Source organism: Mesorhizobium sp. M1342, assembly GCF_040317955.1.
Lineage (GTDB): Bacteria > Pseudomonadota > Alphaproteobacteria > Rhizobiales > Rhizobiaceae > Mesorhizobium.
The window spans coordinates 25,055-50,768 of record NZ_JAMYLI010000013.1; the positions used below are offsets into that span (position 1 = coordinate 25,055).

At 63.9% G+C, this 25,714-nt stretch carries 21 protein-coding genes, 2 pseudogenes and 1 riboswitch; of the genes and pseudogenes, 12 read left to right on the forward strand and 11 right to left on the reverse strand.

The features are described from left to right. Nucleotides 1-135: 135 nt before the first annotated feature. The 4 genes from NKH06_RS15185 (at nt 136) to NKH06_RS15200 (ending at nt 5,494) form a co-directional block, all read left to right on the forward strand. A complete protein-coding gene (locus NKH06_RS15185) occupies nt 136-3,570 on the forward strand; it encodes a helicase-related protein (protein ID WP_352440948.1) in 3,435 nt (1,144 codons plus the stop codon). A gap of 16 nt (nt 3,571-3,586) precedes the next feature. Further along, entirely contained in the window at nt 3,587-3,973 is a 387-nt protein-coding gene (locus NKH06_RS15190) for an RNA-binding S4 domain-containing protein (RefSeq protein WP_127297242.1), read from the forward strand. A gap of 234 nt (nt 3,974-4,207) precedes the next feature. Then, a complete protein-coding gene (fdxA, locus tag NKH06_RS15195; protein ID WP_023699302.1) occupies nt 4,208-4,546 on the forward strand; it encodes a ferredoxin FdxA in 339 nt (112 codons plus the stop codon). Between the two features lie 366 nt (nt 4,547-4,912). Then, nucleotides 4,913-5,494, forward strand: coding sequence for a CarD family transcriptional regulator (locus NKH06_RS15200; protein ID WP_013529179.1), 582 nt, complete (start codon nt 4,913-4,915; stop codon nt 5,492-5,494). A 172-nt stretch (nt 5,495-5,666) separates the two neighbouring features. On the opposite strand, the gene NKH06_RS15205 is transcribed toward NKH06_RS15200, so the two are convergent. Continuing rightward, nucleotides 5,667-6,413 (reverse strand): ATP-binding response regulator, encoded by a 747-nt coding sequence (locus NKH06_RS15205; RefSeq protein ID WP_352441037.1) that lies wholly within the window; start codon nt 6,411-6,413, stop codon nt 5,667-5,669. Nucleotides 6,414-6,648: 235 nt separating this feature from the next. Continuing rightward, a pseudogene (locus NKH06_RS15210) lies at nt 6,649-7,437 on the reverse strand (hybrid sensor histidine kinase/response regulator); the annotation flags it as partial. Between the two features lie 129 nt (nt 7,438-7,566). On the opposite strand from NKH06_RS15210, the gene NKH06_RS15215 reads away from it, so the two are divergent. Together NKH06_RS15215 and NKH06_RS15220 are read left to right on the forward strand one after the other, a co-directional pair. After that, on the forward strand, nt 7,567-8,226 hold the full coding sequence (locus NKH06_RS15215) for a response regulator (protein ID WP_352440949.1): 660 nt from the start codon (nt 7,567-7,569) through the stop codon (nt 8,224-8,226). Between the two features lie 157 nt (nt 8,227-8,383). After that, nucleotides 8,384-9,001: a LysE family translocator gene (locus tag NKH06_RS15220; RefSeq protein ID WP_352440950.1), complete on the forward strand. Its 618-nt coding sequence runs from the start codon at nt 8,384-8,386 to the stop codon at nt 8,999-9,001. A gap of 184 nt (nt 9,002-9,185) precedes the next feature. Here the strand turns inward: NKH06_RS15220 and NKH06_RS15225 are convergent, their stop codons facing one another. The 3 genes from NKH06_RS15225 to NKH06_RS15235 form a co-directional block, all read right to left on the reverse strand. Further along, nucleotides 9,186-9,956: an amino acid ABC transporter ATP-binding protein gene (locus NKH06_RS15225; protein ID WP_352440952.1), complete on the reverse strand. Its 771-nt coding sequence runs from the start codon at nt 9,954-9,956 to the stop codon at nt 9,186-9,188. After that, a complete protein-coding gene (locus NKH06_RS15230) occupies nt 9,953-10,633 on the reverse strand; it encodes an amino acid ABC transporter permease (protein ID WP_031213968.1) in 681 nt (226 codons plus the stop codon). Before NKH06_RS15230 ends, NKH06_RS15225 begins: the two co-directional genes overlap by 4 nt. A gap of 138 nt (nt 10,634-10,771) precedes the next feature. Beyond that, complete coding sequence (locus NKH06_RS15235) at nt 10,772-11,545, reverse strand: amino acid ABC transporter substrate-binding protein (protein ID WP_023814302.1); 774 nt, start codon at nt 11,543-11,545, stop codon at nt 10,772-10,774. Between the two features lie 323 nt (nt 11,546-11,868). Here NKH06_RS15235 and NKH06_RS15240 point away from each other — a divergent pair. Further along, nucleotides 11,869-12,729, forward strand: a pseudogene (locus NKH06_RS15240) (RNA polymerase factor sigma-32); the annotation flags it as partial. A gap of 27 nt (nt 12,730-12,756) precedes the next feature. Here the strand turns inward: NKH06_RS15240 and NKH06_RS15245 are convergent. The 4 genes from NKH06_RS15245 to thiB all read right to left on the reverse strand — a co-directional run bounded on the left by NKH06_RS15245 (nt 12,757) and on the right by thiB (nt 18,128). Next, nucleotides 12,757-14,226, reverse strand: a complete 1,470-nt coding sequence (locus NKH06_RS15245; RefSeq protein WP_127267258.1) for a M48 family metalloprotease — start codon at nt 14,224-14,226, stop codon at nt 12,757-12,759. A gap of 256 nt (nt 14,227-14,482) precedes the next feature. Next, nucleotides 14,483-15,274 carry a thiamine ABC transporter ATP-binding protein gene (thiQ, locus tag NKH06_RS15250; RefSeq protein WP_352440953.1) on the reverse strand — a complete coding sequence of 264 codons (792 nt, stop codon included), beginning with the start codon at nt 15,272-15,274 and terminating at the stop codon, nt 14,483-14,485. After that, the gene (thiP, locus tag NKH06_RS15255; protein ID WP_352440954.1) at nt 15,267-16,886 is read right to left on the reverse strand and encodes a thiamine/thiamine pyrophosphate ABC transporter permease; all 1,620 of its coding nucleotides are present in this window, start codon (nt 16,884-16,886) and stop codon (nt 15,267-15,269) included. Before thiP ends, thiQ begins: the two co-directional genes overlap by 8 nt. 243 nt (nt 16,887-17,129) lie before the next feature. Then, nucleotides 17,130-18,128 (reverse strand): thiamine ABC transporter substrate binding subunit, encoded by a 999-nt coding sequence (gene thiB / locus NKH06_RS15260; RefSeq protein WP_127297428.1) that lies wholly within the window; start codon nt 18,126-18,128, stop codon nt 17,130-17,132. Between the two features lie 43 nt (nt 18,129-18,171). Further along, nucleotides 18,172-18,286: riboswitch (TPP riboswitch) on the reverse strand. 87 nt (nt 18,287-18,373) lie between these two features. On the opposite strand from thiB, the gene NKH06_RS15265 reads away from it, so the two are divergent. The 4 genes from NKH06_RS15265 to NKH06_RS15280 are packed head-to-tail and all read left to right on the forward strand — an operon-like array spanning nt 18,374 to nt 21,455. Then, nucleotides 18,374-19,033, forward strand: a complete 660-nt coding sequence (locus NKH06_RS15265; protein ID WP_352440955.1) for a thiamine diphosphokinase — start codon at nt 18,374-18,376, stop codon at nt 19,031-19,033. 1 nt (nt 19,034) lies between these two features. After that, nucleotides 19,035-20,855: an ABC-F family ATP-binding cassette domain-containing protein gene (locus NKH06_RS15270; protein WP_352893362.1), complete on the forward strand. Its 1,821-nt coding sequence runs from the start codon at nt 19,035-19,037 to the stop codon at nt 20,853-20,855. Between the two features lie 58 nt (nt 20,856-20,913). After that, entirely contained in the window at nt 20,914-21,156 is a 243-nt protein-coding gene (locus tag NKH06_RS15275; protein ID WP_128305512.1) for a type II toxin-antitoxin system CcdA family antitoxin, read from the forward strand. After that, the gene (locus tag NKH06_RS15280) at nt 21,156-21,455 is read left to right on the forward strand and encodes a CcdB family protein (RefSeq protein WP_127297430.1); all 300 of its coding nucleotides are present in this window, start codon (nt 21,156-21,158) and stop codon (nt 21,453-21,455) included. Before NKH06_RS15275 ends, NKH06_RS15280 begins: the two co-directional genes overlap by 1 nt. Nucleotides 21,456-21,484: 29 nt before the next feature. Here NKH06_RS15280 and NKH06_RS15285 read toward each other — a convergent pair whose 3' ends face one another. Beyond that, nucleotides 21,485-23,134 (reverse strand): hypothetical protein, encoded by a 1,650-nt coding sequence (locus tag NKH06_RS15285; protein WP_128305511.1) that lies wholly within the window; start codon nt 23,132-23,134, stop codon nt 21,485-21,487. A gap of 75 nt (nt 23,135-23,209) precedes the next feature. Further along, a complete protein-coding gene (locus NKH06_RS15290; RefSeq protein ID WP_127267133.1) occupies nt 23,210-24,508 on the reverse strand; it encodes an adenylosuccinate synthase in 1,299 nt (432 codons plus the stop codon). Nucleotides 24,509-24,716: 208 nt separating this feature from the next. Here NKH06_RS15290 and NKH06_RS15295 point away from each other — a divergent pair, with 208 nt between their 5' ends. Next, entirely contained in the window at nt 24,717-25,622 is a 906-nt protein-coding gene (locus NKH06_RS15295) for a DMT family transporter (protein WP_352893363.1), read from the forward strand. The last annotated feature ends 92 nt before the right edge of the window (nt 25,623-25,714 follow it).

A 25,714-nucleotide genomic window follows, 5' to 3' on the forward strand; every position in this document is an offset into this window, starting at 1 on the left:
GCGGAACATTCCGCTTTCGCTTCGCGCCCGAAATCCCTATGTGTCGCCTGTCATACGCGCCATTTGAGGCACGCTCCCGACAACCAGAGGCCAAGAAGCCTTATTTCCAGGTCCCAGAAGCCTTATTCTAGGTTGATGAACATCCAGCCCAAACACACCGAGCCGCTGATCCTGTCGGGCCGCGACGTGACCGCCGTGCTCGGGCCGACCAACACCGGCAAGACCCATCTCGCAATCGAGCGCATGGTGGCGCATGAGAGTGGTATCATCGGCCTGCCGCTCAGGCTGCTGGCGCGCGAGGTCTACGCCCGTGTCTGCGAAAAGGTCGGCGCCCACAAAGTGGCGCTGATCACCGGCGAGGAAAAGATCCAGCCGCCGGGCGCCAGATATTCGGTCTGCACTGTCGAGGCCATGCCGCGCGAGACCGACGCCGCCTTCGTCGCCATCGACGAAGTGCAGCTCGCCGGCGACCTCGAGCGTGGCCACATCTTCACCGACCGCATCCTGCATCTGCGCGGCCGCCAGGAAACGCTGCTGCTCGGTGCAGCCACCATGCATGGCATTCTGCAGCGCCTGCTGAGGGGTGTCTCGGTGGTGACGCGGCCGAGGCTGTCGCATCTTGCCTATGCCGGCTCCAAGAAGCTGACCCGCCTGCCGCGGCGCACGGCGATCGTCGCCTTCTCGGCCGACGAGGTCTACGCCATCGCCGAGCTGATCCGCCGCCAGCAGGGCGGTGCCGCCGTTGTGCTCGGCGCGCTCTCGCCGCGCACCCGCAACGCCCAGGTGGCGCTGTTCCAGTCCGGCGATGTCGATTATCTCATCGCCACCGATGCCATCGGCATGGGTCTCAACCTCGATCTCGACCACGTCGCCTTCGCCCAGAACCGCAAGTTCGACGGCTTCCAGTATCGCAACCTGACCGCGGCCGAGCTCGGCCAGATCGCCGGCCGCGCCGGCCGGCATCTGCGTGACGGTACGTTCGGTGTCACCGGCCAGGTCGACCCGCTGGACGAAGAGCTGATCAAGAAGATCGAAGGCCACGATTTCGATCCGGTGAAGGTGCTGCAGTGGCGCACCGCGCATTTCGACTTTGCCAGCCTCGACGCGCTGAAGCGCTCGATCGAGACCAACGCCCCCGTCGAGGGACTGACGCGGGCATTGCCTGCCGTCGATGCACAGGCGCTCGAGCATCTATCGCGCGACGAGGACATTCGCGCACTCACCACCAATGCCAAGCGCGTGGCGCTGCTGTGGGAAGCCTGCGCGCTGCCCGACTACCGCAGGATCGCGCCGGCGCAGCATGCCGACCTCATCGCTTCCATTTACACGGACCTCGCACGCTACGGCCATGTCGACGAGAATTACATGGCCGAGCAGGTGCGCCGCGCCGATACCACCGAGGGCGATATCGACACGCTGTCGCATCGCATTGCCCAGATCCGCACCTGGACATTCGTGTCGAACCGGCCCGGCTGGCTGGCCGATCAGGCACACTGGCAGGAAAAGACGCGCGAAATCGAAGACAGATTGTCGGATGCGCTGCATGAGCGGTTGACGAAACGCTTCGTAGACCGCAGGACTTCCGTCCTCATGCGGCGCCTTAGAGAAAATACCATGCCCGAAGCCGAAATTAGTCCTACCGGAACCGTCCTTGTCGAAGGCCACCATGTCGGCGAGTTGCAAGGGTTCCGCTTCACCGCCGACCAGACCGCCGGCGGCGAAGACGCCAAGGCGGTGCGCACCGCCGCCCAGAAGGCGCTGGCCGCCGAGTTCGAAGCGCGCGCCGAACGCTTCGGCGCCTCGGCCAATGGCGACATCGCGCTTGGCTCGGATGGTACGCTGCGCTGGATCGGCGCGCCGATCGGCACGCTGGTATCAGGCGAAGACGCGCTGAAGCCGCGCCTGGTGCTGCTGGCCGACGAACAGCTGACCGGCCCGGCGCGCGACAAGGTCGCCGCGCGTGCAGAGCGATTCGTCAATTTCCAGATCGAGTCGCTGCTGAAGCCGCTGGTCGACCTCAGGAACGCCGACCAGATTTCTGGCATCGGCCGCGGCATCGCCTTCCAGCTGGTCGAGAATTTCGGCCTCATCAACCGCCGCGACATCGCCGAGGAGATGAAGTCGCTCGACCAGGAAGGCCGCGCCGCCCTTCGCCGGCTTGGCGTGCGCTTCGGCGCCTACCATGTCTTCGTGCCGGCGCTGATCAAGCCGGCGCCTGCCGGGCTGGTGACATTGCTGTGGGCGCTGAAGAACGACGGCAAGGACAAGCCGGGCTTTGGCGACGTGGTCCATGCGCTCGCCTCGGGTCGCACCTCGGTGGTGATCGACCCTGCTTTCGACAAGACGTTCTACAAGCTTGCCGGCTACCGCAATCTCGGCCGTCGCGCCGTGCGCATCGACATACTGGAACGGCTGGCGGATCTGATCCGTCCGGCGACCAACTGGAAGCCCGGCCTCGGTCAGCGCCCGGACGGCGCCTATGACGGCCAGTCCTTCATGGTGACGCCGCCGATGATGTCGATCCTCGGCGCCACCGCCGACGACATGGAAGAAATCCTCAAGGGTCTCGGCTATCGTGCCGAGCCGAAGCCGGCCGTCGAGGTCAAGGCGCGGCTCGAAGCACAGGACAATGCCGCGCGCGAAGCGGCGGTGGCGAAGCTTGCGACGGAAGAGGCTGCACGAGCCGAGCAGGCCAAAGCGGCCGAAGCCGCGGCAACGGATGCCGCAGCAGAGGCAGCAATCGAAGGGTCGGAGCCGGCATCGGACGCAGTGGCCGTTTCGGAAACGGCGGCCGAAATTCCCGCCGAAATCACCCCCGACGCCGCGGCTGAACCTGCTGCGCCTGCCGTGGAAGAACAGGCGGACGCTCCTGTCGAAACCGTGCAAGACGAAGCGCCTGTAGCCGAGGCTGCGCCCGACGTCGCCGAACCGGCGCCGGTTGAACCGCAGGCAGAGACTGAGACTGCCGAGATCGAAGTTGCAGCGGCAGAAGAAGCCGCAACGGCCGAGCTGGTGTCAAATGCCGCGCCCGCAACGGACGCCGCGCCGGACGAACCTGCAGCGGTGATTGAAGCTGCCGCCGGCGAACCCGCTCCAGAAGCCGAAGCGCCAAAACCCATCCTGTTGTGGCGTCAGGGCCGCTTCGAACAGCGCCCGCGCAACCGCGACGACAGCCGCAGGAACAATCGCCCACGCAACGGACAAGCGCGCGGCCGAAGCGATGCACCCGTGGATACCGCCGGCGCACCGGCCGTAGCTGCACCCGGAGAACGGCCTGCCCATGAAGGCCGGCGCGATGGAGCCGGCAAGCCGCGCTTCGACCGCTCGAAATTCAAACCCAAGCCGCAGGCCGAAGGCGAACAGCGGCGTGACGGCAGGCCGCAAGGCGAGCGTCCCGACCGCCGTGAGGGCCGTCCCGACTGGAAGGGTGGCAGGCCGGATGCCAAAGGTGGTCCGCAAGGCGGCAAGCCGGCCTTCCAGCCCAAGCCGCGCGAGGAGCGCCCGGTGCGCTTCGACCCGGATTCGCCCTTCGCCAAGCTCGCCGCATTGCGCGACCAGTTGAAGAAGTAGAACCCGGCTCGCTTCGATGGTTGCCGAAGGCCGCCAGCGCATCGACAAATGGCTGTTCTTCTCACGCGCCGTGAAATCGCGCTCGCTGGCGGCAAAACTGGTCGTCGCCGGCCGCGTTCGCATCAATCGCGACAAAGCAGCGCAGGCCTCCGATCAGGTCAAGCCAGGCGACGTCCTGACCATCACGCTCGAGCGCCGCATCTTCATCTGGAAGGTGCTCGGCGCCGGTACGCGGCGCGGCCCGGCCGAGGAGGCCCGTACGCTCTACGAGGATATGTCGCCACCGCCCGCACCGAAGGGCGAAGCCCCTCCCGATGCAATTCCGGGGCTGCGCGAGGCCGGCAGCGGCCGCCCGACCAAGAAGGAACGTCGCCAGACCGACCGATTGCTCGGCGAAGACTGATGCCTGGCGTCCAAAAACACGCAGCGGTTTTGGGACAACGGCACGCCTGAGACGAGAACTGAGCCCGGCAAACAGACGCTCTGCGGGACATGACTGACTTCCGCCGGGCCTGCAGTCTGGAATTCCATTCCGGAAACACCGGCACCGTCCGCAATGGCTACCCTTGCAAGCGGTCGACAAAGGCGTTACCTGACGGAAAAAGCCCAACAAAATGGGACGTCCCGGAGCCGACCGATGACCTATGTCGTGACCGACAATTGCATCAAATGCAAATACATGGACTGCATCGAAGTCTGTCCGGTCGACTGTTTCTACGAAGGCGAGAACATGCTCGTCATCCATCCCGACGAGTGCATCGACTGCGGCGTTTGCGAGCCGGAATGCCCGGCCGACGCGATCAAGCCTGACACCGAACCCGGCCTCGACAAATGGCTGCAGGTCAACACCGAATACGCCGACAAATGGCCCAACATCACCGCCAAGAAGGAACCGCCGGCCGACGCCAAATCCTTCGACGGCGAGGCCGGCAAGTTCGAGAAATACTTCTCGGCAGAGCCCGGCGAAGGCGATTGACAACACGGCCGCAAAGGCCGGTATTACGCTGGGTAAGAGGCACGTCGCATTAACCGGCTTGACAGGCGGCGCTGGCCTGTGGCCTTCGCTTGTGCAGCAAAACCTTGATTCTTACGACTTTTTGTGTTACATCAGCGAAACATGCCGGTGACACAACGTCGATTTATGGCGCAGACGCCCCAAATCACTGAAAGGTGAAAATCCCATTCGGACCAGAGCGATCTGGGCCAGGCGGTCGCAATGTCGCGTTTGCCGGTCCGGCTTTTCCGATGGGTTCATCTGTTGTGCGGCTAACGATCGGCTTCCCCGATCGCGCGAGTTCGGACCGGCAGGACGCCGGTGCCACAACAAGGAGTTCAGGGCGTAATGGCAACGATCACCCCGCAGAAGAAGTCCACCGCTGCGCGTCACGGTTTCAAGACCGGCGAATACATCGTCTACCCGGCGCACGGCGTCGGCCAGATCGTCTCGATCGACGAGCAGGAAGTTGCTGGACACAAGCTGGAACTGTTCGTCATCGACTTCTCGAAGGACAAGATGCGCCTGAAGGTTCCGGTTGCCAAGGCGACCTCCATCGGCATGCGCAAGCTGTCGGAAGAGGATTATGTCGAGCGCGCGCTGAAGGTCGTGCAGGGCCGCGCCCGCGTCAAGCGCACCATGTGGTCGCGCCGCGCCCAGGAATATGATGCGAAGATCAATTCGGGCGACCTGATCTCGATCTCGGAAGTCGTGCGCGACCTCTACCGCGCCGACAACCAGCCGGAGCAGTCCTATTCCGAGCGCCAGCTCTATGAGGCGGCGCTCGACCGCATGGCCCGCGAGATCGCGGCCGTCAATCGCATGTCGGAAACCGAAGCCGTGCGCTTGATCGAGGTCAACCTCAACAAGGGCCCTAAGCGTGGCGCCAAGGCCGACAATGAAGAGGCCGAGCAGGAAGAAGCTGCCTGATCCTTCTCGCCTTTGATTCGAGAGATCCTGCCTGAAACGATTGGAGGCTCCGGTTTGACCGGGGCCTCTTTTGCTTTCGGGCGGCGGCTTCGATGTTGATGATGTACTGCGCACCAGCGTGCTGCATCGCGGCTTGCTGGCGCGCTCCGGGCCGTCCAGCGCGCGTTTTCGGTTAACGTTTGTCCCCACTTGTCGCCTTGCCAGCAAAGCAGACCGCAGCAATGGTTTCGCGCAATTCCTCGTCGGCGATCGGCTTGTGCAGGATGCGGCTGCCGCTGGCGCTGATCTCCTTGAGGCGCGAAGGCGAGGTATCGCCGGTGATGATGATGGTCGGGACAACGCGGCCGATATGGGCGTGAAGCGCACGGATCGCGTCGGTGCCGGTGGTGTCATTCTCGAGACGGTAGTCTGCGATGATCAGGTCGACCGGCGCATCGCCGGCAGCCAGCGCCGCCGCATGGGCCTTCCGCGCCTCTCCGGCGGAGCGGCCGGGATAGACACGATGTCCCTCCAGGCCGAGCAAGCGCACCATGGCATCGAGAACATCGCCCTCGTCCTCGACCACGATGATGCCCGCGGTACTGCTGGCCGGCGATGTCGTGTCGACCGCTAAGCGAGCTTGCACCGCGCCGGCCTTCGCGACGGTGATGGAAAACAGGGAACCGCGTCCGGATGTCGAAGCCAATTTCAGGGGGTGCCGCAACAGTTCGGCGGTGCGGCGAACGATGGCGAGCCCGAGTCCCAGGCCTTGCGTGCGGTCCCGCGCCGGGTTCTGCAACTGCACGAACTCCTCGAAGACCATCCCCTGCTGATCGGCGGGGATGCCGGGGCCGATTGTCCAGGACCTGTATCTCCACACATGCGCCGCGCCGGCGACAGCCCAGCAGGACACCACCTTGCTTGGTGTAGCGAAAGGCATTCGACACCAGGTTGTTGAGAATGCGCTTCAGCATCATCGGGTCGCTGTCGACGTAGAGGCCGCTGTCGACCACGCGCCACCTAAGTCCGCGCTGTTTCGCCTCGGCGGCGAATTCATTGCGAAGATCACCAAAGAGGTCGCGCAGCGGCACCGCCTCGCTCGCGGCCGTGACGATGCCCGCATCGAGCCGGGAGATATCGAGCAAAGCGTTGAGCAGCCCACTGAAGTTGCTGACAACCGATTTCGCTCGGCTGGCCAGGTCGCGCGCCTCGCCGGAGGGTACGTCGCCGCGCTGCCCCAAAACGGCAAGCGTCGAGACCAGCAGGCTCAGGGCATGGATCGGTTGGCGCAGATCGTGACTCGCCGCCGCCAGAAAACGCGTCTTGGCACGGTCGGCGGTCTGCGCCCTGTCGCGTTCCTCTTGCAGATGCTCGACCAGCGTTTCGTTCTCCAATCGCAGGCTGACGGTTTCGCGCAGCATGCGGTAGGTGATACGGCAGTAGTAGAAATTGATCGCCACCAGCGATGCGAGCAGGAACAGGAAGGCGCCGGAAATATCGCTTTGGGTGGTCAGGCAGCGAAGGGCGACCGGCACCACCGTTGCCAGGATGGATCCAACCAGCGCCGGCGGAAAGGCCGACAGAGACGGCACCGTGCCGCAGACGAGACCAGTCAGGACAATGACCGTGAAGGACAGCACGATCGGCGCCTCGGGCATGAAGCCGACCCAGCCAAGCACACCCCACAGAAGGCCCGACATGCAGGAAAACGCCGTAGCCAGCCATGCCCAGCGCAAGATCGAGTGGCGATCCCGGGCGCGGCTGAAAAAACGGCGCGACGCCAGCACCCGGATAGCCGTCAGCAGATACAGCGCCGCTAGCCAGCCGATCAGCCAATTGATGGAAACGGCCGTTCTCAGCACATAGACCGCCGCCATCGAGATCACGATGTTGGAGATGACCACGCCGTAGGAATTGCGATACAGGAGTTCGATCAGGGCCTGGCGTATCTTGTCTTCCTGCATCGAAGCCCTCCAATTGCCCCAAGTATTCTCCGGGCGGTCTTCTCCGGTACCGTTGATCTACCGGCAACCTGTTTCGCATAGATTGGCGATCGATCCATATACGCCGCTGCAGTCCTGGATGGTGCCCTGATGAATCGCCCGCTCACCGCCATACTCGCCGACGACCATGCCATCGTGCGCGAGGGGCTGAAGCTGCTCATCTCGGCAATGGACAATGTCTCGGTCGTCGCCGAGGCTGCGGATGGCGAGGCGCTGCTTGGCCAGCTGCGAAGCACGCGCGCCGACCTTTTGATCCTCGACCTCGGCATGCCAGGTGTCGCCGGGATGCAGTTCATCGCCACCATCAGGACCTTGGCGCCACGCCTGCGGATCGTGGTGCTGACGGCCAATATCGAGCCGAGGACGGTGCGCGCCGCGCTCAGTGCCGGCGCCAACGCCTACCTGACCAAGGACGGCGATCCCGAGGAACTTGGCGTCGCCATCGAAGCGGTCAAGAACGGAGGCACCTATCTGGCGAAAACCGTTCGCTTCGCCGTCAGCGATATGGGCAGGGGCAGCGAGCCGATAGCCGCACAGGAAATCCTCTCCCCGGTGCCGCTGACGCGGCGCGAACGGCAGATCCTTCAACTGGTGGCGCAAGGCATGATCACGCGCGACATCGCCGAACGGTTGGGGATCAGCCTGCCGACCGCTCGCAAGCATCGCGAAAACCTGATGGGCAAGCTCAATCTCCACAACACCGCCGAACTAACCGTCTACGCGGTTCGTCTGGGATTGCCCGCCGGCTGACATCACAGCCGCGACGATGGGCAACCCCGCAACGTCCCCTTAACCATCGGCAGATTAGCCAAGCCCGATCACGATCCAAATACGGCATCTGCCGTATGTTTTCGGCCTGACCCCCAGCCTACTCCTCCCACGGCTTGATCACATGGGAGGAGCCGTCATGCCGTCGCTGGATCTTTGGATTCCGTTCGCCCTCGCAACGCTCGCCTTCGCCTGCATGCCAGGGCCGGCGATTCTCTACATGACCGCGCAAACGCTAGCCCATGGCCGTCAGGCGGGATTGATGGCGGCACTGGGTGTTCATCTCGGCTGTTACGTGCACATCCTGGCCGCGGCGGTCGGACTCGCCGCACTGATGGAACACGCGCCGGTCGCTTTCTCGATGATCCGAGTGGCGGGCGCCACATATCTCATTTCGCTGGGCCTTGCCATGTTCCTGGGCTGGAACCGGATGGGCGAGGACGGTGCCAGGCCGGCCCCGAACACATTTCGCGACAGCATGGTCGTCGAGATCCTCAATCCCAAGACGGCACTGTTCTTCCTGACCTTCCTGCCGCAGTTCGTGGATCCGTCAGCCGCCCTTGCCGTAGGGTTGCAATTCCTCATCCTCGGCATCGTCGTCAATCTCATCTTCTCGATGGCCGACCTGGCGGCGGTCGGCATCGCCTCGCTCGCCGTTGGCCGGTTCACTGGCGGCGGCGCCGGATGGGTGATCCCCAAGACATGCGGTTCGATCCTCATCGGACTTGGCGTGGCGCTCGTCAGCCATCATATCTGAACCTGCAAATGAAAAGCCGCGGCTTCAGGGGAGAGCCGACTGTGAAATTTTAGCGGCTGCCGACAGCAAGGGCAGTATACCGGAGGGCGGCTGACGGCCTGCTCGCGCATCCGGCAACATATCCCGGAAACCGGCGCCCCTTCAGGGGCCATCACCCGAATTCAACACACTCTGGGCCGCGCGCTTACGCGCCGCCGCCTTCCTTCTCAGCCTCCTGCTTCAGCGTCGCAATGAAGCGCTTGGTCCGCTGCTGCTCCGGATTGTTGAACAGCACCGCGGCCGGTCCCTTCTCGACGACGACACCGGCATCGAGGAACACCACTTCCTGGGCGATCTTGGAGGCGAGGCGCAGATCATGCGTCGCCATCACCATGGTCGTGCCTTCGCTGGCGAGCTTGCCGAGCACGTCGACCACCTCTTGCGCCAGCTCCGGGTCGAGCGCCGAAGTCGGCTCGTCGCAGAGCAGCACTTTCGGTGACGGCGCCAACGCGCGGGCGATCGCCACGCGCTGCTGCTGGCCGCCCGACAAGGTCGCTGGCCAAGCGTCGGCCTTGTGCGCCATCCCCACCTTCTCCAGCAAAGCCAGCGCCCGCTCGCGTGCCCTCTCAGGCGGCCACCTCAGCACCGTCACCAGCCCTTCCATGACATTCTCGATCGCGGTGCGATGCGGAAACAGTTGAAAATTCTGGAACACCATGCCGGTCTGCAGCCGCAGGCGCTGGATATCCCTGGCCGGAACCCTGCCGCCGAGGTGGAATTCGAGCGTCTCGTCGCCGATCCGCACCGTGCCCGAGGTCGGGATTTCCAGGAGGTTGATGCAGCGCAGCAGGGTGCTCTTCCCCCCGCCCGAAGGTCCGACCAGCGCCGTGACGCTGCCTTCGGCAATGGTGACCGTCACCCCCTTCAACACGAGATTGTCGCCGAAGCGCTTTTCGATGTTGCTGAGGCCGATCATGAGCGTGCCTCCAGGAAGCCGCCATAGCGGTTGAGCCGGATCTCCAGCCGCGTCTGCAAGGCCGACAGCACCGAACTCAGCGCCAGATAAAGGATCGCCGCCTCGACATAGAGGATCAGCGGCTCATAGGTGGTGGCGACGATGCGCTGCGCCGCCTGGAACATCTCCGGCACGGTGATGGCGGCGGCCAGCGACGTGTCCTTGACCAGCGAGATGAAGGTGTTGGAGAGCGGCGGCACCGCGACCCGGCCGGCTTGCGGCAGAATGGTGCGCCGCATCGCCTGGCCCCAGGTCATGCCGATCGAATAGGCGGCTTCCCACTGGCCTTTCGGCACCGAGCCTATTGCCGCGCGAATGATTTCCGACGTGTAGGCGCCGATGTTCAAGGTAAAGCCGATCAGCGCCGCCGTGAAGGCGTCGAGCAGGATCCCGACCGACGGCAGGCCGTAGAAGATGAGGAACAGCTGCACCAGGAGCGGCGTACCGCGGAAGATCCAGACATAGAAGCGCACCAGCGCGACCAGCGGCTTGGGGCCGAACAGCCGGGCGAGTGCAGCACCCAGGCCGACCGTCAAGCCGAGAGCAAAGGACAATAGCGTCAGCGGCACGGTGAAGATCAGCGCCGCCCACAGGAGCGAAGGCAGCGACTCCAGCATCAGTTGCAGCCAGTGCGGCACGTAAGACCCTCCAGATTGGTCGAAGCAGCTTGGTCAAAGCAAGAATGCGTCGGCCATATCACGACAAAAGCGGCGGGCCGTCAAAGACGGCTCGCCGCTCGATAGTCTCATGGGCGGCGGACCGGCCCGCCTCCCGGATTACTTCGAAACGTCCTGGCCGAAATAGGTGTCGGAGATCTTCTTGTAGGTGCCGTCGGCCTTGATATCGGCCAGCGCCTTGTTGATCGCGGCGACCAGCTCCGGGTCGCCCTTGCGCACGATGACGCCGGAATAGTCGGCGTTTTCCTCTTGCGCGGCGATCCTCACATTGGCGTCGGGCTTGTGCTTCTTGAAGTCGAGGAACGACAGACTGTCATTGATCGTGGCGTCGGCGCGGCCGGTCAGAAGCAGCTGGATCGACTGGTCGAAGCCATCGGTGCCGACCAGTTCGGCGCCGTTCGTTTCGGCCAGCTTGCCGAAATTCGAGGTCAGCGACTGCGCCGACTTCTTGCCCTTGAGATCGGCGAAGCTCTTGATGTCGGTGTTGTCGCCGCGCACGATCAGCACCGCCTTAGAGGCGATGTAGGGATCGGAGAAGTCGTACTTTGCCTTGCGGGCGTCGGTGATGCCGACCTGATTGATAACGGCATCGTAGCGATTGGCGTCGAGGCCGGCGATCAGTCCATCCCACTTGCCTTCGAGGAACTCGGCCTTGACGCCAAGCTTGTCGGCGATCGCCTTGGCGATTTCGACGTCGAAGCCGACCAGTGCACCGGACGTGTCATGGTAGGTGAACGGCGCATAGGTGCCTTCCGTGCCGACCTTGATGACACCGGCGTGCTTGATCTGGTCGAGATTGGGGCCGGCATGGCCTGCAGTGACAGCCAGGGCCTGCAGCGTTCCGGCGATAATGAGCGACTTGAGCCATTTCATTTTTCTGTGATCCCGTCCTTGGCCGGCTGGCCGGCATATTTGTGAGCGCTGGAAACTGACAGATGCAAGCCGAAAAAATAAGGAACAGAATTTCAAAAACAACCGATTTATGAAACCCAGTTCTCCAACTGGAACTTTCTGCTCGTCATCGCAGCCATCACGAACCGTCCTGGGAATCCTTCAGGCAACACAATCCCGCCGCCACGGTCGCGGAACCTTTCCCGCGCATGGCAGTTCTGGCTGTTGTAGGGCACGACGCCGCCATTTCAACCCGGGCGCCAGCCAAGTTTGCAAAGTCATCCGCACCACCCAGGGAGCGCCTCATGATGGAAGACACGGCAGGACGGATCATGGTCCGCGCGGCAATGAAGGCTCCCTACCTCGAGCGTGACGAAGAGCATCGGCTTGCATTGCTCTGGAAAGAGGACAACGACCAGAACGCGCTGCACAGCATCACCGTCGCCCATATGCGGCTGGTCATTTCCATGGCCTCCAAATTCCGCCATTACGGCCTGCCGCTCGGCGACCTGGTTCAGGAGGGTCATGTCGGACTGCTCGAGGCCGCCGCCCGCTTCGAGCCGGAGCGCGAGGTGCGGTTCTCGACCTATGCGACATGGTGGATTCGCGCCTCGATGCAGGACTATATCCTGCGCAACTGGTCTATCGTGCGTGGTGGCACCAGCTCGGCCCAGAAGGCGCTGTTCTTCAATTTGCGACGCCTGCGCGCGCGGTTGGCGAATGGCACGGAGCCGCTCTCCAACGCCACGCTCTATCGCGAGGTGTCGGAGGCGCTTGGCGTCTCCGAAGCCGATGTGGCGATGATGGATTCGCGGCTCTCGGCGCCCGACTCCTCGCTCAACATGCCTATTGCCGACGATGCGGGTTCGACCGAGCGCATGGATTTCCTGATTTCGGACGATCCGCTGCCCGACGAGATCGTCGGCGACAAGATCGATGTCGCGCGCCGCTCGCTCTGGCTGAGGGAGGCGCTTCGCGCGCTCAACGCACGGGAACTGAGGATCATCGAGGAACGGCGGCTGAACGACGAGGGCGCCACACTCGAAGCGCTCGGCGAAACGCTCGGCATCTCCAAGGAACGCGTCCGCCAGATCGAGGCCCGCGCCATGGAAAAGCTCAAGGTCGCATTGGTGAAGCAGAATCCGGAGTTCATGGCGACTGCCGCCGGAACGGCGGCAGGCGTCCAGCGGCGCCTACTTGTCGGTGACGATCTTGACCTTGTCGCCGGCCGAAACGGCGGCACCCGGCGACAGCGCATTGAGCACGCGGAACAGGTCGAGCTTGCGGTCGACGCCGACCATCTGCGCCGAAAGCGAACCCATCGTCTGCCCAGGCTGGACGGTGACGACGCGGATGTGCAGCGGCTTCAGCGCCGCCTTTTCGGCAGCGCTCAAAATCCGGAACGAGCCGCTGACCGAGCGGGCGATCGTGTCCAGCGACGTGCTGGCGGAAGGGGCCGCGGTCAGCAGCCGGTAGACCTGGCCGCCGGCGCGGATGACCGCAATGTCGAACTGCCAGCCTTCGGCGCCGGCATGCGCGGTCGCCGCCTCATTGCCGTTGATGGTTTCCTGCTTGACGCTGCTGTCGACGAGACCAGCCACCCAGCCGCTGCGGATATAGTCCGTCAGCGCCCGGTTCTTGTCGATGGAAACGCCATCGAAACGGATCGCTATGTCGCCGGGGCCGGTGGCCGTCACCGCTGCCGCCGAATTGTCGATGATGAAGCCGTCCGGCACCGTGAACGACACGCCGAGGCCCGGGTGCAGGAAGGTTTCGCCGCGCACATAGCCTTCCTCGGGTGTGTCGCCATAGAGCAGGCCGTCTATGCCGGCGAGGAAGGAATCGCGGTCGCGCGTGCCGACGCCCGGCGCGCCGAACTGGCGGGCATGGCGCTGCGCCAGATCGATGCGCTGCGGCGTGTTTGGGTGCGTGGCCAGGAAGTCCAGGCTGGCGTCGGTGGCGCCACTGATCGAGCGGAAATCGGTATAGGCCGACATCGATTGAAGGAAGCGGCCTGCGGCGAAAGGATCGTAGCCGGCCTCGCCGATCGATTTGATGCCGATGGCGTCGGCTTCCAGCTCCTGGTTGCGCGAAAATTGCGCCAGCCTCAGCTTGCCGCGGATCAACGCCGCCTTGGCGGTTGGGCTGTCGCCGAGCACGTCCGAAACCACCTTGGTGGCCAGGCCTTCCTCGGCCTCCAGTTGCTGGCGCTGCAGGCCGTGATTGGCGGTGACGTGGCCCATCTCATGCGCGATGACGGCGGCAAGCTCGGCCGAATCATTGGCCAGCGCCAGGAGGCCGCGGGTGATGTAGAGATAGCCGCCCGGCAGCGCGAATGCGTTGACGTTGGGCGAATTTAAAATGGTGATGCGATAGGTCTGTGTCGGGTTGGCGGACACCACCGTCAAACTACCGACCACCTTGGCGACCATGCGTTCGAGCTTGGGGTCGGAATATTCACCGCCATAAGTCGCCAGGATGCGCGGGTGCTGCGCCTTGGCCAATTCGGCGAGCTTGTTGTTGGCGCCGACATTGTCCACCGTGATCGGCTTGTCGGAAGGCTGGAAGCCGGATTCCTGAACTTCCGGCGGCGTGAACATCTGGCAGCTTGCCAACGCCACGGCAAAACCGGCCAGCGCGAGAAAACGCGCCAGCGGTTTCATTCCCAATGTGTTAGCGCCGATCGCCAGAACGGCTTCCTTTCGGGTCCCGGCGCATGACCACGAAAATCGGGGGCGATCTTCGGAACGTGTCATGCGCTATCTCAAACTGCTGCAGCATCCGTGCCCGTCCCTTAGGGCGGCGGCGGATACTGCAGGCAAATCACGGCCTGTGCCGGACCGGTAGGGCGGACCTAGCCACACTCCCCCGGTCATGGCAAGCAAACGCCACATCGCCTGGAGCCGGTTTGACCGTAAATTATGTCCGCTTCCGGGCAACATCGCGTGATGTGGAATATCCAGTACCCGCGCCGATATAGCGCCGGAACGCCTCCGGACCAGCCCCGGTAAAGAAATCATCAGCCTTGCCGGTTGCGGCCACCAACCCATTGTCGACAAACACCATGTGCTCGCCGATGCGGCGTGCATCCTCGGGCTGGTGGGTGACAAATAGCACCGTCATGGCGCGTTCGGCATGAACGGCAGCAACCAGATCCAGCATCTCGTCGCGCAAAGCGGGTCCGAGCGAAGCAAAGGGCTCGTCGAGCAGCAACACCGGTCGGTCGCGCACCAGCACGCGGGCCAGTGCGACGCGCTGGCGTTCGCCCCCGGAGAGCTCGCGCGGTAGGCGTTTCTCCTTGCCCGCGAGACCGGTGCGCGCAAGCGCCTCGGCGACCGCGGCGCGGTCCGCCTCGGTCAGTCCCAGGGAGGGCGAGCGGCCGAGCCCGACATTCTGCTCGACGGAAAGATGCGCGAAGAGATTGTTCTCCTGGAACACCATCGACACCGGCCGCGCCGAGGCCGGCTCGGTGCTGACATCGGCCCCGCCGATCAGCACGCGGCCCGATTGTGGGGTCTCGAAGCCGGCGACCAGATTGAGCAGTGTCGACTTGCCCGAACCGCTCGGGCCCATGATGGCGGTGATCTTCGCCGTGGCGAACTCGACGTCGAAGACAAGTGGCGCATCGCCATAGCTGCCATAACTGAACGACACATTGTCTAGCCGCACCGGCGCGCCCTTTTCGAGCCTGTTGGCCGCCCTCTCACGCATCGCGGACCTTCTCCCTTCCCAGCCAGTGCGCCGCCACGATCAACGCGAGACAGACGAAGCCGAGCAGCAGTGCCAGGCCGGCGGCATCCTCGGTGCGGTAGCTGCCCATCCGTGCCAGAAGAAGGTAGGGCAATGTCTGCACGGAATCACTGCCGAACAGGGCAATGACACCGAGATCGCCGAGCGACAGCGCCATGGCGAAAGCGAAGGCCGTGGCGAGCGGTCGCCGCAGCGACGGCCAGTCGACCAGCATCAGCCGGTTCCAGCCCGCAATGCCGAGCAGTGCGCAGAGCCGTTCGTGACGCTCGCTCGCCGCATCATAGGCGGGACGCACGGCGCGCAGGGCGAACGGCATCGCCATCACCGCATTGACGGTGACGACCATGACCGGGGCGATGGCAAAGACATCGCCGGCATGGCGCAGCAACAGGAACCAGCCGGCGCCGACGACGGTCGGCGGCACGACAAGGACAAAACCGGCGCCTGTATCGGTGGCGCGTTCGAGCAGTGTCTTTGCGCCGGCACGGCGGTTCAGCGCCAGTGCCCGCCGCGCCATGGTCAGCGCCAGCGACAGCATCACCGAAAGCAGCGCCGACAGGAAGGCGAGCGCTGCGCTGGTCAGCGTTGCCTGCCGGACGGTGGCCTCCCTGGCCAAACGGCCGAGGTCCGCACCCAACCCGGCCACCACGGTTGCCGCCATCGGCCCAACGACGAACAGCAGCGCCAGGATGATGACTAGCGCGTTCAACCAGGTCTCGCTCCGATTGACCGAGAGATAGCGGCGTTGCGCGACCGGCAAATTGGTGTCGCCGACCACATTGGCGCCCAGGCGCGTCAGGGCCAGCACAACGATAAAGGTCAAGGCGATCTGCAACAGCGTCAGTGTAACGGCCCGCGCGGGATCGAAATCGAAGCGCAGCGCCTGGTAGATGCCGACCTCAAGCGTCGTCGCGGCCGGCCCGCCGCCGAGCGTCAGCACGATGGTGAAGGATGTGATGCAGAGCATGAACACCAGCCCGGCGACGCCGGGCAGTGCGGCGCGCAGCGTTGGCCATTCGATCAGCCGGAACGCCGGCCGCGCCGCCATGCCGAGCTGGCTCGCCAACCGCCATTGGTCGGCCGGTATGGTCTGCAGCGCCTCGAGGAACAGCCGCGTCGCCAGCGGCAGGTTGAAGAAGACATGGGCGACGAGGATGCCGGACAGGCCATAGATGCCCGGCCAGCTTCCCCCGCCGATCACAGCAAACACGCCGGCGAAATAGCCGGCACGGCCATAAAGCGCCAGGATGCCGAGTGCTGCGACAATAGCCGGCAGCGCCAACGGCACGGCGAATATCTGCAGGATGAAGGCGCGACCGAAGAAACGTGGATGTCGCGACAGAGCGCGCGCCACGAACAGCGCCGGGATGACCGAAAGCAGCGTCGAGAGCGCCGCTTGCCAGAGCGTGAAGCGAATGACGCGAAGCAGATAGGGATCGAAGGTTGCCCAGGCGCCCGAGAAATCATGGGCGCCCTCGAAAAGCAGGCCAGCAAACGCGCCGCCGATCAGCAGCGCGATTGCAGCGAGCGCGAGGGTGCCAGCGGTGATGCGGGGGTCAGACGCGCGTTGCACGCTGGACCACCATTCTTTCCATCGCGGCAATTACAAAGGATTGCGTTCCTTGGCGCCCCCCTCCGTCCTGCCGGACTTCTCCCCCTCCAGGGAGGAGATCGGCCGTCACCCATGCTTCCGCTAGTCTCCAACGTTGCCGGACTATAACCAGCAACGACACTGCCAATCTCCCCCCTTGAGGGGGAGATGGCCGGCAGGCCAGAGGGGGGTGGAGTGGCGCGAACATCAAAAGAACTCGCAAGCCTACTTGCTCATCACCGCCAGCCACTCATCGACCCAGGCCTTGCGGTTGGCGGCGACCTCGTCGGGGCTGAACAGCAAGGTCTTGGTCGGCTTGACCAATTTGTCGAAGGCCGGATTGAGCGGCTTGTCGGTCTTGCCGGCCGGGAACATCCAGTTGGTCTCGGGGATGGCATCCTGGAATTTCGGCCCGGTCATGAAGGCGATGAACTTGGCCGCCAGCGGGTTCTTGGCCCCCGCCGTGGTGATACCCGCGACTTCTATCTGCAAATACTCGCCCTCCTCGAACGACGCTGCCTGATAGCGCTCTGTCTTCTCGGCGACCATGTGGTAGGCCGGCGACGTCGTGTAGGACAGCACCATCGGCGCCTCGCCCTTGGTGAACAGCCCATAGGCCTCGCTCCAGCCCGGCGTCACGGTCAGCACTTTCGCCTTGAGCTTGGCCCAGGCCTCGGGCGCCTTGTCGCCATAGACCGACTTGACCCACAGAAGCAGACCGAGGCCCGGCGTGGAGGTGCGCGGATCCTGGATGACGATCTTGTCATCGGCACTGCCCTCGACCAGTTCTTTCAGGCTTTTCGGCGGGTTCTTCAGCTTCTCGGAGTCGTAGACGACAGCGAAATATCCGTAGTCAAAGGGGACAAAAGTATCGTCGCTCCAGCCACCCGGCACGTTGACATCAGTTACGCCGCCATGCGGCGCGAACAAGCCTGACGCCTTGGCATCGGCGGTGAGATTGGTGTCGAGGCCAAGCACGATATCGGCCTTGGTCGACGCGCCTTCCAATCTGACGCGGTTGAGCAGCGCGACGCCGTCGGCGACCGAGACGAACTCGACATCGCAGCCGCATTCGGCCTCGAACTCCTTCTTCACCACGGGACCCGGACCCCAGTCGGCGGTAAAGCTCTCATAGGTGTAGACGGTGAGTTTGTCCTTGGCCAAGGCCGGTCCGGACAGGACCACGGCCATTGCTGAGACTAGAGCGTATAAATGCGTGCGCATCGGCGCCTCCTTCGTTCGAATTGAAAGGAATTGAGGCGTCGGACTGTCCGAAACGTCTAATCCCTCCGCCGGTACAAACCGGATCAGGTTCAGCGGGTTGGCGAGACTGCCTCTCAGCCGGTCCGCGAAGATCGCGTCCGGCACCCCGTTAGAGCGTTTCGACACATAGGCCGGGCCGATCCCCCATGCAAGTGGGAGTTTGCCGCCTTCCGTTTCCCGTGCCGGGCTGGTAAGGGCCACACGATATGAGCACATTCACCATCCTGCTTGGCGGCGATCTCATCCGCACGCCACGGCTCGACCGCCAGGCCGAAGGCTCCCGCGTCATCGCCGCCGACGCCGGCATCGGGCATGCGCGGCTGCTGGGTCTCGTGCCCGAACTGTGGGTGGGCGATTTCGATTCCGTGCCAGCCGAGCTGCCTGACGATCTCGCTTCCGTGCCGCGCCGGACCTTCCCGGCGGAAAAGGACCAGACCGATGGCGAACTGGCCATTGCCGCCGCACTCGAGCGCGGCGCGACCCGCCTGGTGCTCGCAGGTGCTTTCGGCGGCAAGCGCGCCGACCACGCTTTCCTGCATCTGGCGCTTGCCCTGCGGCTGGCCGAGGCCGGGACTGATGTGCTCCTGACCAGCGGCGCCCAGGAAGGCATCCCGCTGCTGCGCGGAACGGCCGGCTTCGACTATGCCGATGGCACGCTGTTTTCGGTGCTCGGCTTTTCCGAGCTCGCCGGCCTGACCGTCACCGGCGCCAAATGGCCGCTGAACCACGTCAAGGTGGCGTTCGGTTCGTCGCTGACCATCTCCAACGAGGTCAAGTCCGACAAGACCGGGGGCCGCCTCGAAATCGCGCTCGGCCATGGCCGCGCGATGCTGCTCGCTCATCCCTATCCCTTACCTGAAAGCTGACATGGCCCCGCCTCTTCTCAACCTCGACGGGATAAAACTGACCTTCGGCGGCACGCCGCTGCTCGACGGCGCCGCCTTGACGGCTTCGGCCGGCGACAAGATTGCACTGGTCGGCCGCAACGGGTCGGGCAAGTCGACCCTGCTGAAGATCGCCGCTGGCCTGATCGAGCCGCAGGACGGCGAGGTGTTCCGCCAGCCTTCGGCAACTATCCGCTATTTGCCGCAGATGCCGGACATGGAGGGCTTTGCCACCGTCCGCGCCTATGTCGAGGCCGGGCTTGGCCCCGCCGACGATCCCTACCGAGCCAGCTATCTGATGGAGCATCTCGGACTGTCGGGTGAGGAACGTCCGAATGATCTGTCGGGCGGCGAGGCGAGGCGTGCTGCCCTTGCCCGCGTGATGGCGCCGGAGCCAGACATCCTGCTGCTCGATGAGCCGACCAACCATCTCGACCTCTCGGTCATCGAATGGCTGGAAGAAGAACTCATCCGCACCTCCTCGGCACTGATCGTCATCTCGCACGACCGCCGCTTTCTCGAACGTGTGTCGCGCGCCACCATCTGGCTCGATCGCGGCCAGACCCGCAGGCTGGACAAGGGCTTTGGCCATTTCGAGGAATGGCGCGACCTGGTCCTGGAGGAAGAAGAGCGCGAGCAGCATAAACTCGGCCGCCAGATCGTTCGCGAAGAGCATTGGCTGCGCTACGGCGTGACGGCGCGGCGCAAGCGAAACATGCGCCGGCTCGGCGAGTTGCAGACCATGCGCCAGCGTTTTCGCGGCCATCGCGGTGCCGAAGGGTCGGCGACCATGGTGGCGAGCGACGCCGCCGAGTCCGGCAAGCTGGTGATCGAGGCGAAGAACATCGAGAAGAGCTTTGGCGATCTCACCGTGGTCAAGGGGCTTTCGACCCGCATCCAGCGCGGCGATCGCGTCGGCCTGGTCGGGCCGAACGGCGCCGGCAAGACGACGCTCTTGAAGATGCTGACCGGCGAGATGAAGCCGGACGCCGGTTCGGTGCGGCTCGGCACCAATCTGGAGATCGCCACGCTCGACCAGAAGCGCGAGGCGGTCGACCCGCAGGAGACGCTGGCGCAATATCTCACCGACGGGCGCGGCGAGAACCTCGTCATCAATGGCGAGCAGCGCCACGTCGTCTCCTACATGAAGGATTTCCTGTTCAAGCCGGAGCAGGCACGCACGCCGGTGCGCGAGTTGTCCGGCGGAGAACGGGCACGGCTCTTGCTGGCGCGGGTGCTGGCGCGGCCGGCAAACCTTCTGGTGCTCGACGAGCCGACCAACGATCTCGATATGGAGACGCTGGAACTGCTGCAGGAACTGGTCGCCGGCTTTGCCGGCACCGTCATCCTGGTCAGCCACGATCGCGATTTCCTCGACCGCACCGTGACCAGCCTGATCGCGCCGGATGGTGAAGGCCGCTGGATCGAATATGCCGGCGGCTACTCCGACATGCTGGCGCAGCGCGGCGGCACCAGGCTGGACGACCGCAAGGCGCGTGCGAAGGCCGAAAACGGCGAAGCGCCAGTGACGACCAGAAGTGAAGCGGCCGCGCCAAAGGGGCCGGCGAAGAATCTGTCGTTCAAACAGAAATTCGCGCTGGAATCGCTGCCCAAGAAAATCGAGGCTGTGACGGCTTCGATCTCAAGGCTGGAGAACAACATCGCCGATCCGGCCTATTACGAGCGCGACCCGGCCTCCTTCCAGAAAACCATCGCCGCCCTCGACAAGGAGCGCGCCACGCTGGCGGCGCTGGAGGAAGAGTGGCTGGAACTGGAGATGCTGCGCGAGGAGATGGAAGAGTAAGGGATTGTGTGTGAACTTTTATGCGCCTACATTATGCGCATAAAAGAGAGCGATTTCCATGCTTCAATCGACGTCAAAACCTCAACGGCAATCCGTCAACACGTCCATCGATTCCCAGTTGATCAGCGACGCGAAAGCGTTGGGCATCAACATTTCCCGTGCCGCCGAGGCGGGGATCGCGAAAGCGATTGCGGCGGAAAAGACGCGTCGATGGCAAGAGGAAAACAAAGAAGCCATTGAAAGCTCCAATGAATATGTCAGGCGCAACGGACTGCCATTAGCCAAATACCGGCTGTTTTGATGGCACGTTACGATCTTTATCGGAATGCTGAAGGCGGCGGCTATTTTCTCGATGTTCAGTCCGACCTTCTTGAAGGACTGAGCACAAGAGTCGTCATTCCGTTGATGCCGCCCAACATAGCACCGGTTCCGGGCCGCCGACTAAATCCGACCTTCGCTATCGATGGCAAAGATCATGTAATGGTCACGCAGTTCATGTCAGCCTTGATGGCCTCTGAATTGCCGGATGCCGAGGGAAATCTCTCCCGGCACCACGACGACATCGTCGCCGCGCTCGATATGTTGTTCCAGGGCTTCTGAGTCAACGAGGCTTCGGGCCGGCTTCCTTCTCAGCCCGCCGTCTTCGCCTGCCAGGCCTTGATTGCCTCGTCGAACACCTTCTCGCCGGGAATGCCCTTTTCCATGGTCAGCAGTGCCCGCCGTCCGGTCTTGTAGACGACCGGTACGTCGATCCAGTCCTGGCCGCGAAGCAGGGTCATGTTGGCGTCTTCGTCGGCCTTGGTATCGTTGAGCGCGACGAGGAAGAAGCCGTCGGCGATCTTGGCCGGAATGCCGATCAACGGGCTGCCGGCATCCTGCTCCGAACCCTTCATGGCGACGCGCAGGATGTTGTCGACACCGCCGCCCTCGAAACCGTCGGGCGTCAGGAAGATCATCTCGATGATATGGCTGGCCGGCAGTGTCTGGTCGGTGTTGCGGCGGATGGTCATGCGCAACTGGATGTCCTTGCCGGGAATGGTGGCCTCGGCGCGGATCGCCGGCTCCGGCGGCAGGTCGCCACCGGGCGATTCCTGCACCAGCGACCAGACGATGTTGCCGGGCTCGGCGGAACCCTGGGCGGTGCTGGTGCGCTCCTCATAGAAGATCGCCTTCTGGCCGACAGGCAGAGCGGCTTCCGCAGGCGCAGCTGCCGTGGCGGGCGGCGCGGCGCCGGCCGGTGCGGTCGGCGTGCCGGCAGCATCGGCTGGCGCTGCCGGGGCAGCTCCGTTGGCAGGCGGTGTTGCGGGGGCGGCACCTGTAGCGGGGGGCGCTGCCGCGGCAGGTGTGCCTGCGGCCGGAGCGGAAATCGCCGGTGGGTTCGTCGCCGAGGGCGGCGTGGTCAGCGCGGCGACCGATTCGCCTTCGCCGATGCCGCTTTGGCCACCGGCCGGACCCGGGTCGACTTCACTGCCCTGCGGCGTCAGCCGCTGCGTGAATTTCGTGCTTTCGGCTTCCGTGCCGCCAGCCGCGGGCGCCGGAGGCGTTGCCGCGGCATCGGTTGCCGGCTTGGCAGGCGCTGGTTTCACCGGCTCGGTCTTGGCGACCTGATTGCCGCCAAACCCAAGCATTTTGCCGAAGGCATCCTTGTTCAGCCAGATTCCGTAGCCGCCGCCGGCTACGACCAGAAGAGCGACGACGGCCGCGATCAGCCCACCATAGCTGCGCTTGCGCTCGGCGGGACGCAGGCGCTGGAAGGTATCCGACACCGGCTCTTCGTCGCTGGAAAAGACATCGGCCTCGTCCTCCTCCTCGTCGGCATCCATACCTGGAAGAGGCGTGTCGGCGCGAGCCAGCTGGGAAGGCGCCGGCGTCGCCCTTTGCCAGCTCGGCTCGACCTTGGCGGCAGGTGGTGGCGCGGGCTGATAAGATTCAGGCTTTGCAGCGGGCGGTGCCGGCCAGGCTGATTCGGCCTTGGCCGGCTGCCGTGTATGGGTTGGCTGATTCTTGTTGCGATCGATCGACGAAAAGATGTGTTCCAGCTCCGCCAGCGGATCGGTCTCCGGCAGGCTCTTGGCATAGTCCCGCTCGACACTCGCGATCGCGTCTTCCAGCGAACGCATCTGCGTGGCTATGGCTTCGGCGGCCGGCGGCGGCGAATATTCCTCAAGCTTCTTCGCCAGCATGGTGCGAACGCTGGCATAGATGCGCGTACGCTTTTCCGGCGTCTCGTCACCATGCTTGCCGAGCGCCTTTTTCAGAATAGCAACGTAATCTGCCATGCTTCAGTCGACCTGTATTTTGTTTCCGCGCCGGCCCCCGCAAATCGGCCGCGATGCCCGGAAAGGCTTCAGAAACTAGTCTTGAAACGGATCGGTCACAAGTATCGTGTCGTCCCGTTCGGGGCTGGTGGAAAGGAGTGCGACCGGGGCGCCGATCAGCTCTTCGATGTAGCGGACGTATTTGACGGCCTGGGCCGGCAGATCGTTCCAGCTGCGCGCGCCGGCAGTGGTGCCTTTCCAGCCCTCGAGCGTCTCGTAGACCGGCTCGACACGTGCCTGCGCGCCCTGGCTGGCCGGCAGATAATCGATCATCTCGCCGTCGAGACGATAACCTGTGCAGACCTTGATCTCGTCCAGCCCGTCGAGCACGTCGAGCTTGGTCAGCGCGATGCCCTTGATGCCGTTGACAGCGACGGCCTGGCGTACCAGCACCGCGTCGAACCAGCCGCAGCGGCGCTTGCGGCCGGTGACGACGCCGAATTCATGGCCGCGCGTGCCGAGGAATTCGCCGACCTCGTTCTTCTGCTCGGTCGGGAACGGACCCTCGCCGACGCGTGTCGTATAGGCTTTGGTGATGCCGAGCACATAGCCGATAGCGCCTGGGCCGACGCCGGAGCCGGCGGCAGCCTGTCCGGCAACCGTGTTCGACGAGGTCACGAATGGATAGGTGCCGTGGTCTATGTCAAGCAGCGTGCCCTGCGCGCCCTCGAACAGGATACGCTCGCCAGCCCGGCGCTTGTCGTCGAGGATTTTCCAGACCCGGTCCATATAGGGCAGGATGTCGTCGGCGACCGAGGTCAGTTCCTGCATGATCGCGTCATGCGTGACTTCCGCATGGCCAAGCCCCCGACGCAGCGCATTGTGGTGCGTCAGCAGCCTGTCAACCTTCACGGGCAGTGTTTCCAAATCCGCCAAGTCCATCACCCTGACCGCGCGCCGGCCCACCTTGTCCTCGTAGGCGGGGCCGATGCCACGACGGGTCGTGCCAATCTTCGTCCCGGAATTGGATGCGGCGTCCTCACGGAATCCGTCCAGCTCCCGATGCAGGGACAGGATAAGCGCTGTGTTTTCGGCTATTTTCAGGCGATCCGGTGCGACTTCGACACCTTGCGCCTTGAGCTTGGCCACCTCGGCGACGAAAGCATGCGGGTCGAACACGACGCCATTGCCGATGATAGACAGCTTGCCCTGGCGCACGACGCCCGACGGAAGCAACGACAGCTTGTAGACCTTGCCGTCGACGACCAGCGTATGGCCGGCATTGTGGCCGCCCTGGAAACGCACCACGACGTCGGCCCGCTCCGACAGCCAGTCGACGATCTTGCCCTTGCCTTCGTCACCCCACTGCGAGCCGACGACCACCACATTGGCCATGTTTCTTTTCCCTTGAGACGCCGCCAAGCGGCTTGAATATGGTTCGAAACGACAGGCCTCTATAACGTCAAGACCTCGCGAGCGCGACCTTTCTTTGCCGTCGAAAATGCCCTGAGGCACAACAATTTTCGGCTTTGACATCATTTACTTGGGCGAGCGAGGGCAATAGGCCGGCAAACACCGCAGCTCCGGCGACTGGAATCCCGCGATGCATCGAAGCGCCTACATATTCCTGCTGCTCACCACCTTGCTCTGGGGCGGAAATTCGGTGGCCGGCAAGCTGGCGGTCGATCACGTCTCGCCGATGACGCTGGTCTTCCTGCGCTGGGTTCTGGCCGTGGCGATCATGCTGCCCATCGGCTGGAAGACCATCCAGAAGGACTGGCCGGTCGTCCGCAAGCACTGGTTCGTGCTGGTCGCCCTCGGCGCCAGCGGCTTCACCCTGTTCAACACCATCTTCTACACGGCGCTCAACTACACGACAGCGATCAATGTCTCGATCGAACAGGCGGCGATGCCGATCCTGATCATGACTGCCAATTTCGTCTTCTTCCGCCTGCGCGTGAACTGGGCTCAGATTGTCGGCGCCGTGCTGACCATCGCCGGCGTGATCCTCACCGCCTGCCATGGCGACCCGCGCCGGCTGTTGACGCTGGAACTCAATTTCGGCGACGCCATCATGCTGGTCGCCGTGTTTCTCTACAGCGGCTATTCGGTCGGACTGCGGTTGAAACCGGTGATGCATTGGCAAAGCCTGATGCTGGCCCTGTCGGTTGCGGCACTCGTCACTTCGCTGCCGTTCTTCCTGTGGGAGGTCGTCGCCGGCAAGGTCATCATGCCCGACGCGCGCGGCTGGACCGTCATCGTCTATACGGCGATCGGCGCCTCCGTCGTTTCGCAGATCTTCTACATCAGAGGCAACGAACTGATCGGCGCCAACCGCGCCGGCCTGTTCATCAATCTGGTGCCGATCTTCGGCACGCTGCTTTCGGTGCTGATCGTCGGCGAGACGTTCCACCTCTATCAGGCATTGGCTTTGGTGCTCGTGCTGGGCGGCATCGGGCTTGCCGAATACAGCGGGCGCAAGATGGCGTTGGCGGACCACCGCGGATGACATGTGGCGGCTGACGCTCTCCCCGTTGCAGTGATTCACGCGAACAGCATGGATTTAGCCATTGGCCGCGGAACGGCGGGATAAACCCTGCC

What these genes read in the sequence shown, in the direction of transcription:
- NKH06_RS15185 (WP_352440948.1), top strand. Translation starts at nt 136, where the DNA reads ATGAACATCCAGCCCAAACACACCGAGCCGCTGATCCTGTCGGGCCGC.
- NKH06_RS15190 (WP_127297242.1), top strand. Translation starts at nt 3,587, where the DNA reads ATGGTTGCCGAAGGCCGCCAGCGCATCGACAAATGGCTGTTCTTCTCA.
- fdxA (WP_023699302.1), top strand. Translation starts at nt 4,208, where the DNA reads ATGACCTATGTCGTGACCGACAATTGCATCAAATGCAAATACATGGAC.
- NKH06_RS15200 (WP_013529179.1), top strand. Translation starts at nt 4,913, where the DNA reads ATGGCAACGATCACCCCGCAGAAGAAGTCCACCGCTGCGCGTCACGGT.
- NKH06_RS15205 (WP_352441037.1), bottom strand. Translation starts at nt 6,413, where the DNA reads ATGCCTTTCGCTACACCAAGCAAGGTGGTGTCCTGCTGGGCTGTCGCC.
- NKH06_RS15215 (WP_352440949.1), top strand. Translation starts at nt 7,567, where the DNA reads ATGAATCGCCCGCTCACCGCCATACTCGCCGACGACCATGCCATCGTG.
- NKH06_RS15220 (WP_352440950.1), top strand. Translation starts at nt 8,384, where the DNA reads ATGCCGTCGCTGGATCTTTGGATTCCGTTCGCCCTCGCAACGCTCGCC.
- NKH06_RS15225 (WP_352440952.1), bottom strand. Translation starts at nt 9,956, where the DNA reads ATGATCGGCCTCAGCAACATCGAAAAGCGCTTCGGCGACAATCTCGTG.
- NKH06_RS15235 (WP_023814302.1), bottom strand. Translation starts at nt 11,545, where the DNA reads ATGAAATGGCTCAAGTCGCTCATTATCGCCGGAACGCTGCAGGCCCTG.
- NKH06_RS15245 (WP_127267258.1), bottom strand. Translation starts at nt 14,226, where the DNA reads ATGAAACCGCTGGCGCGTTTTCTCGCGCTGGCCGGTTTTGCCGTGGCG.
- thiQ (WP_352440953.1), bottom strand. Translation starts at nt 15,274, where the DNA reads ATGCGTGAGAGGGCGGCCAACAGGCTCGAAAAGGGCGCGCCGGTGCGG.
- thiB (WP_127297428.1), bottom strand. Translation starts at nt 18,128, where the DNA reads ATGCGCACGCATTTATACGCTCTAGTCTCAGCAATGGCCGTGGTCCTG.
- NKH06_RS15265 (WP_352440955.1), top strand. Translation starts at nt 18,374, where the DNA reads ATGAGCACATTCACCATCCTGCTTGGCGGCGATCTCATCCGCACGCCA.
- NKH06_RS15270 (WP_352893362.1), top strand. Translation starts at nt 19,035, where the DNA reads ATGGCCCCGCCTCTTCTCAACCTCGACGGGATAAAACTGACCTTCGGC.
- NKH06_RS15275 (WP_128305512.1), top strand. Translation starts at nt 20,914, where the DNA reads ATGCTTCAATCGACGTCAAAACCTCAACGGCAATCCGTCAACACGTCC.
- NKH06_RS15280 (WP_127297430.1), top strand. Translation starts at nt 21,156, where the DNA reads ATGGCACGTTACGATCTTTATCGGAATGCTGAAGGCGGCGGCTATTTT.
- NKH06_RS15285 (WP_128305511.1), bottom strand. Translation starts at nt 23,134, where the DNA reads ATGGCAGATTACGTTGCTATTCTGAAAAAGGCGCTCGGCAAGCATGGT.
- NKH06_RS15290 (WP_127267133.1), bottom strand. Translation starts at nt 24,508, where the DNA reads ATGGCCAATGTGGTGGTCGTCGGCTCGCAGTGGGGTGACGAAGGCAAG.
- NKH06_RS15295 (WP_352893363.1), top strand. Translation starts at nt 24,717, where the DNA reads ATGCATCGAAGCGCCTACATATTCCTGCTGCTCACCACCTTGCTCTGG.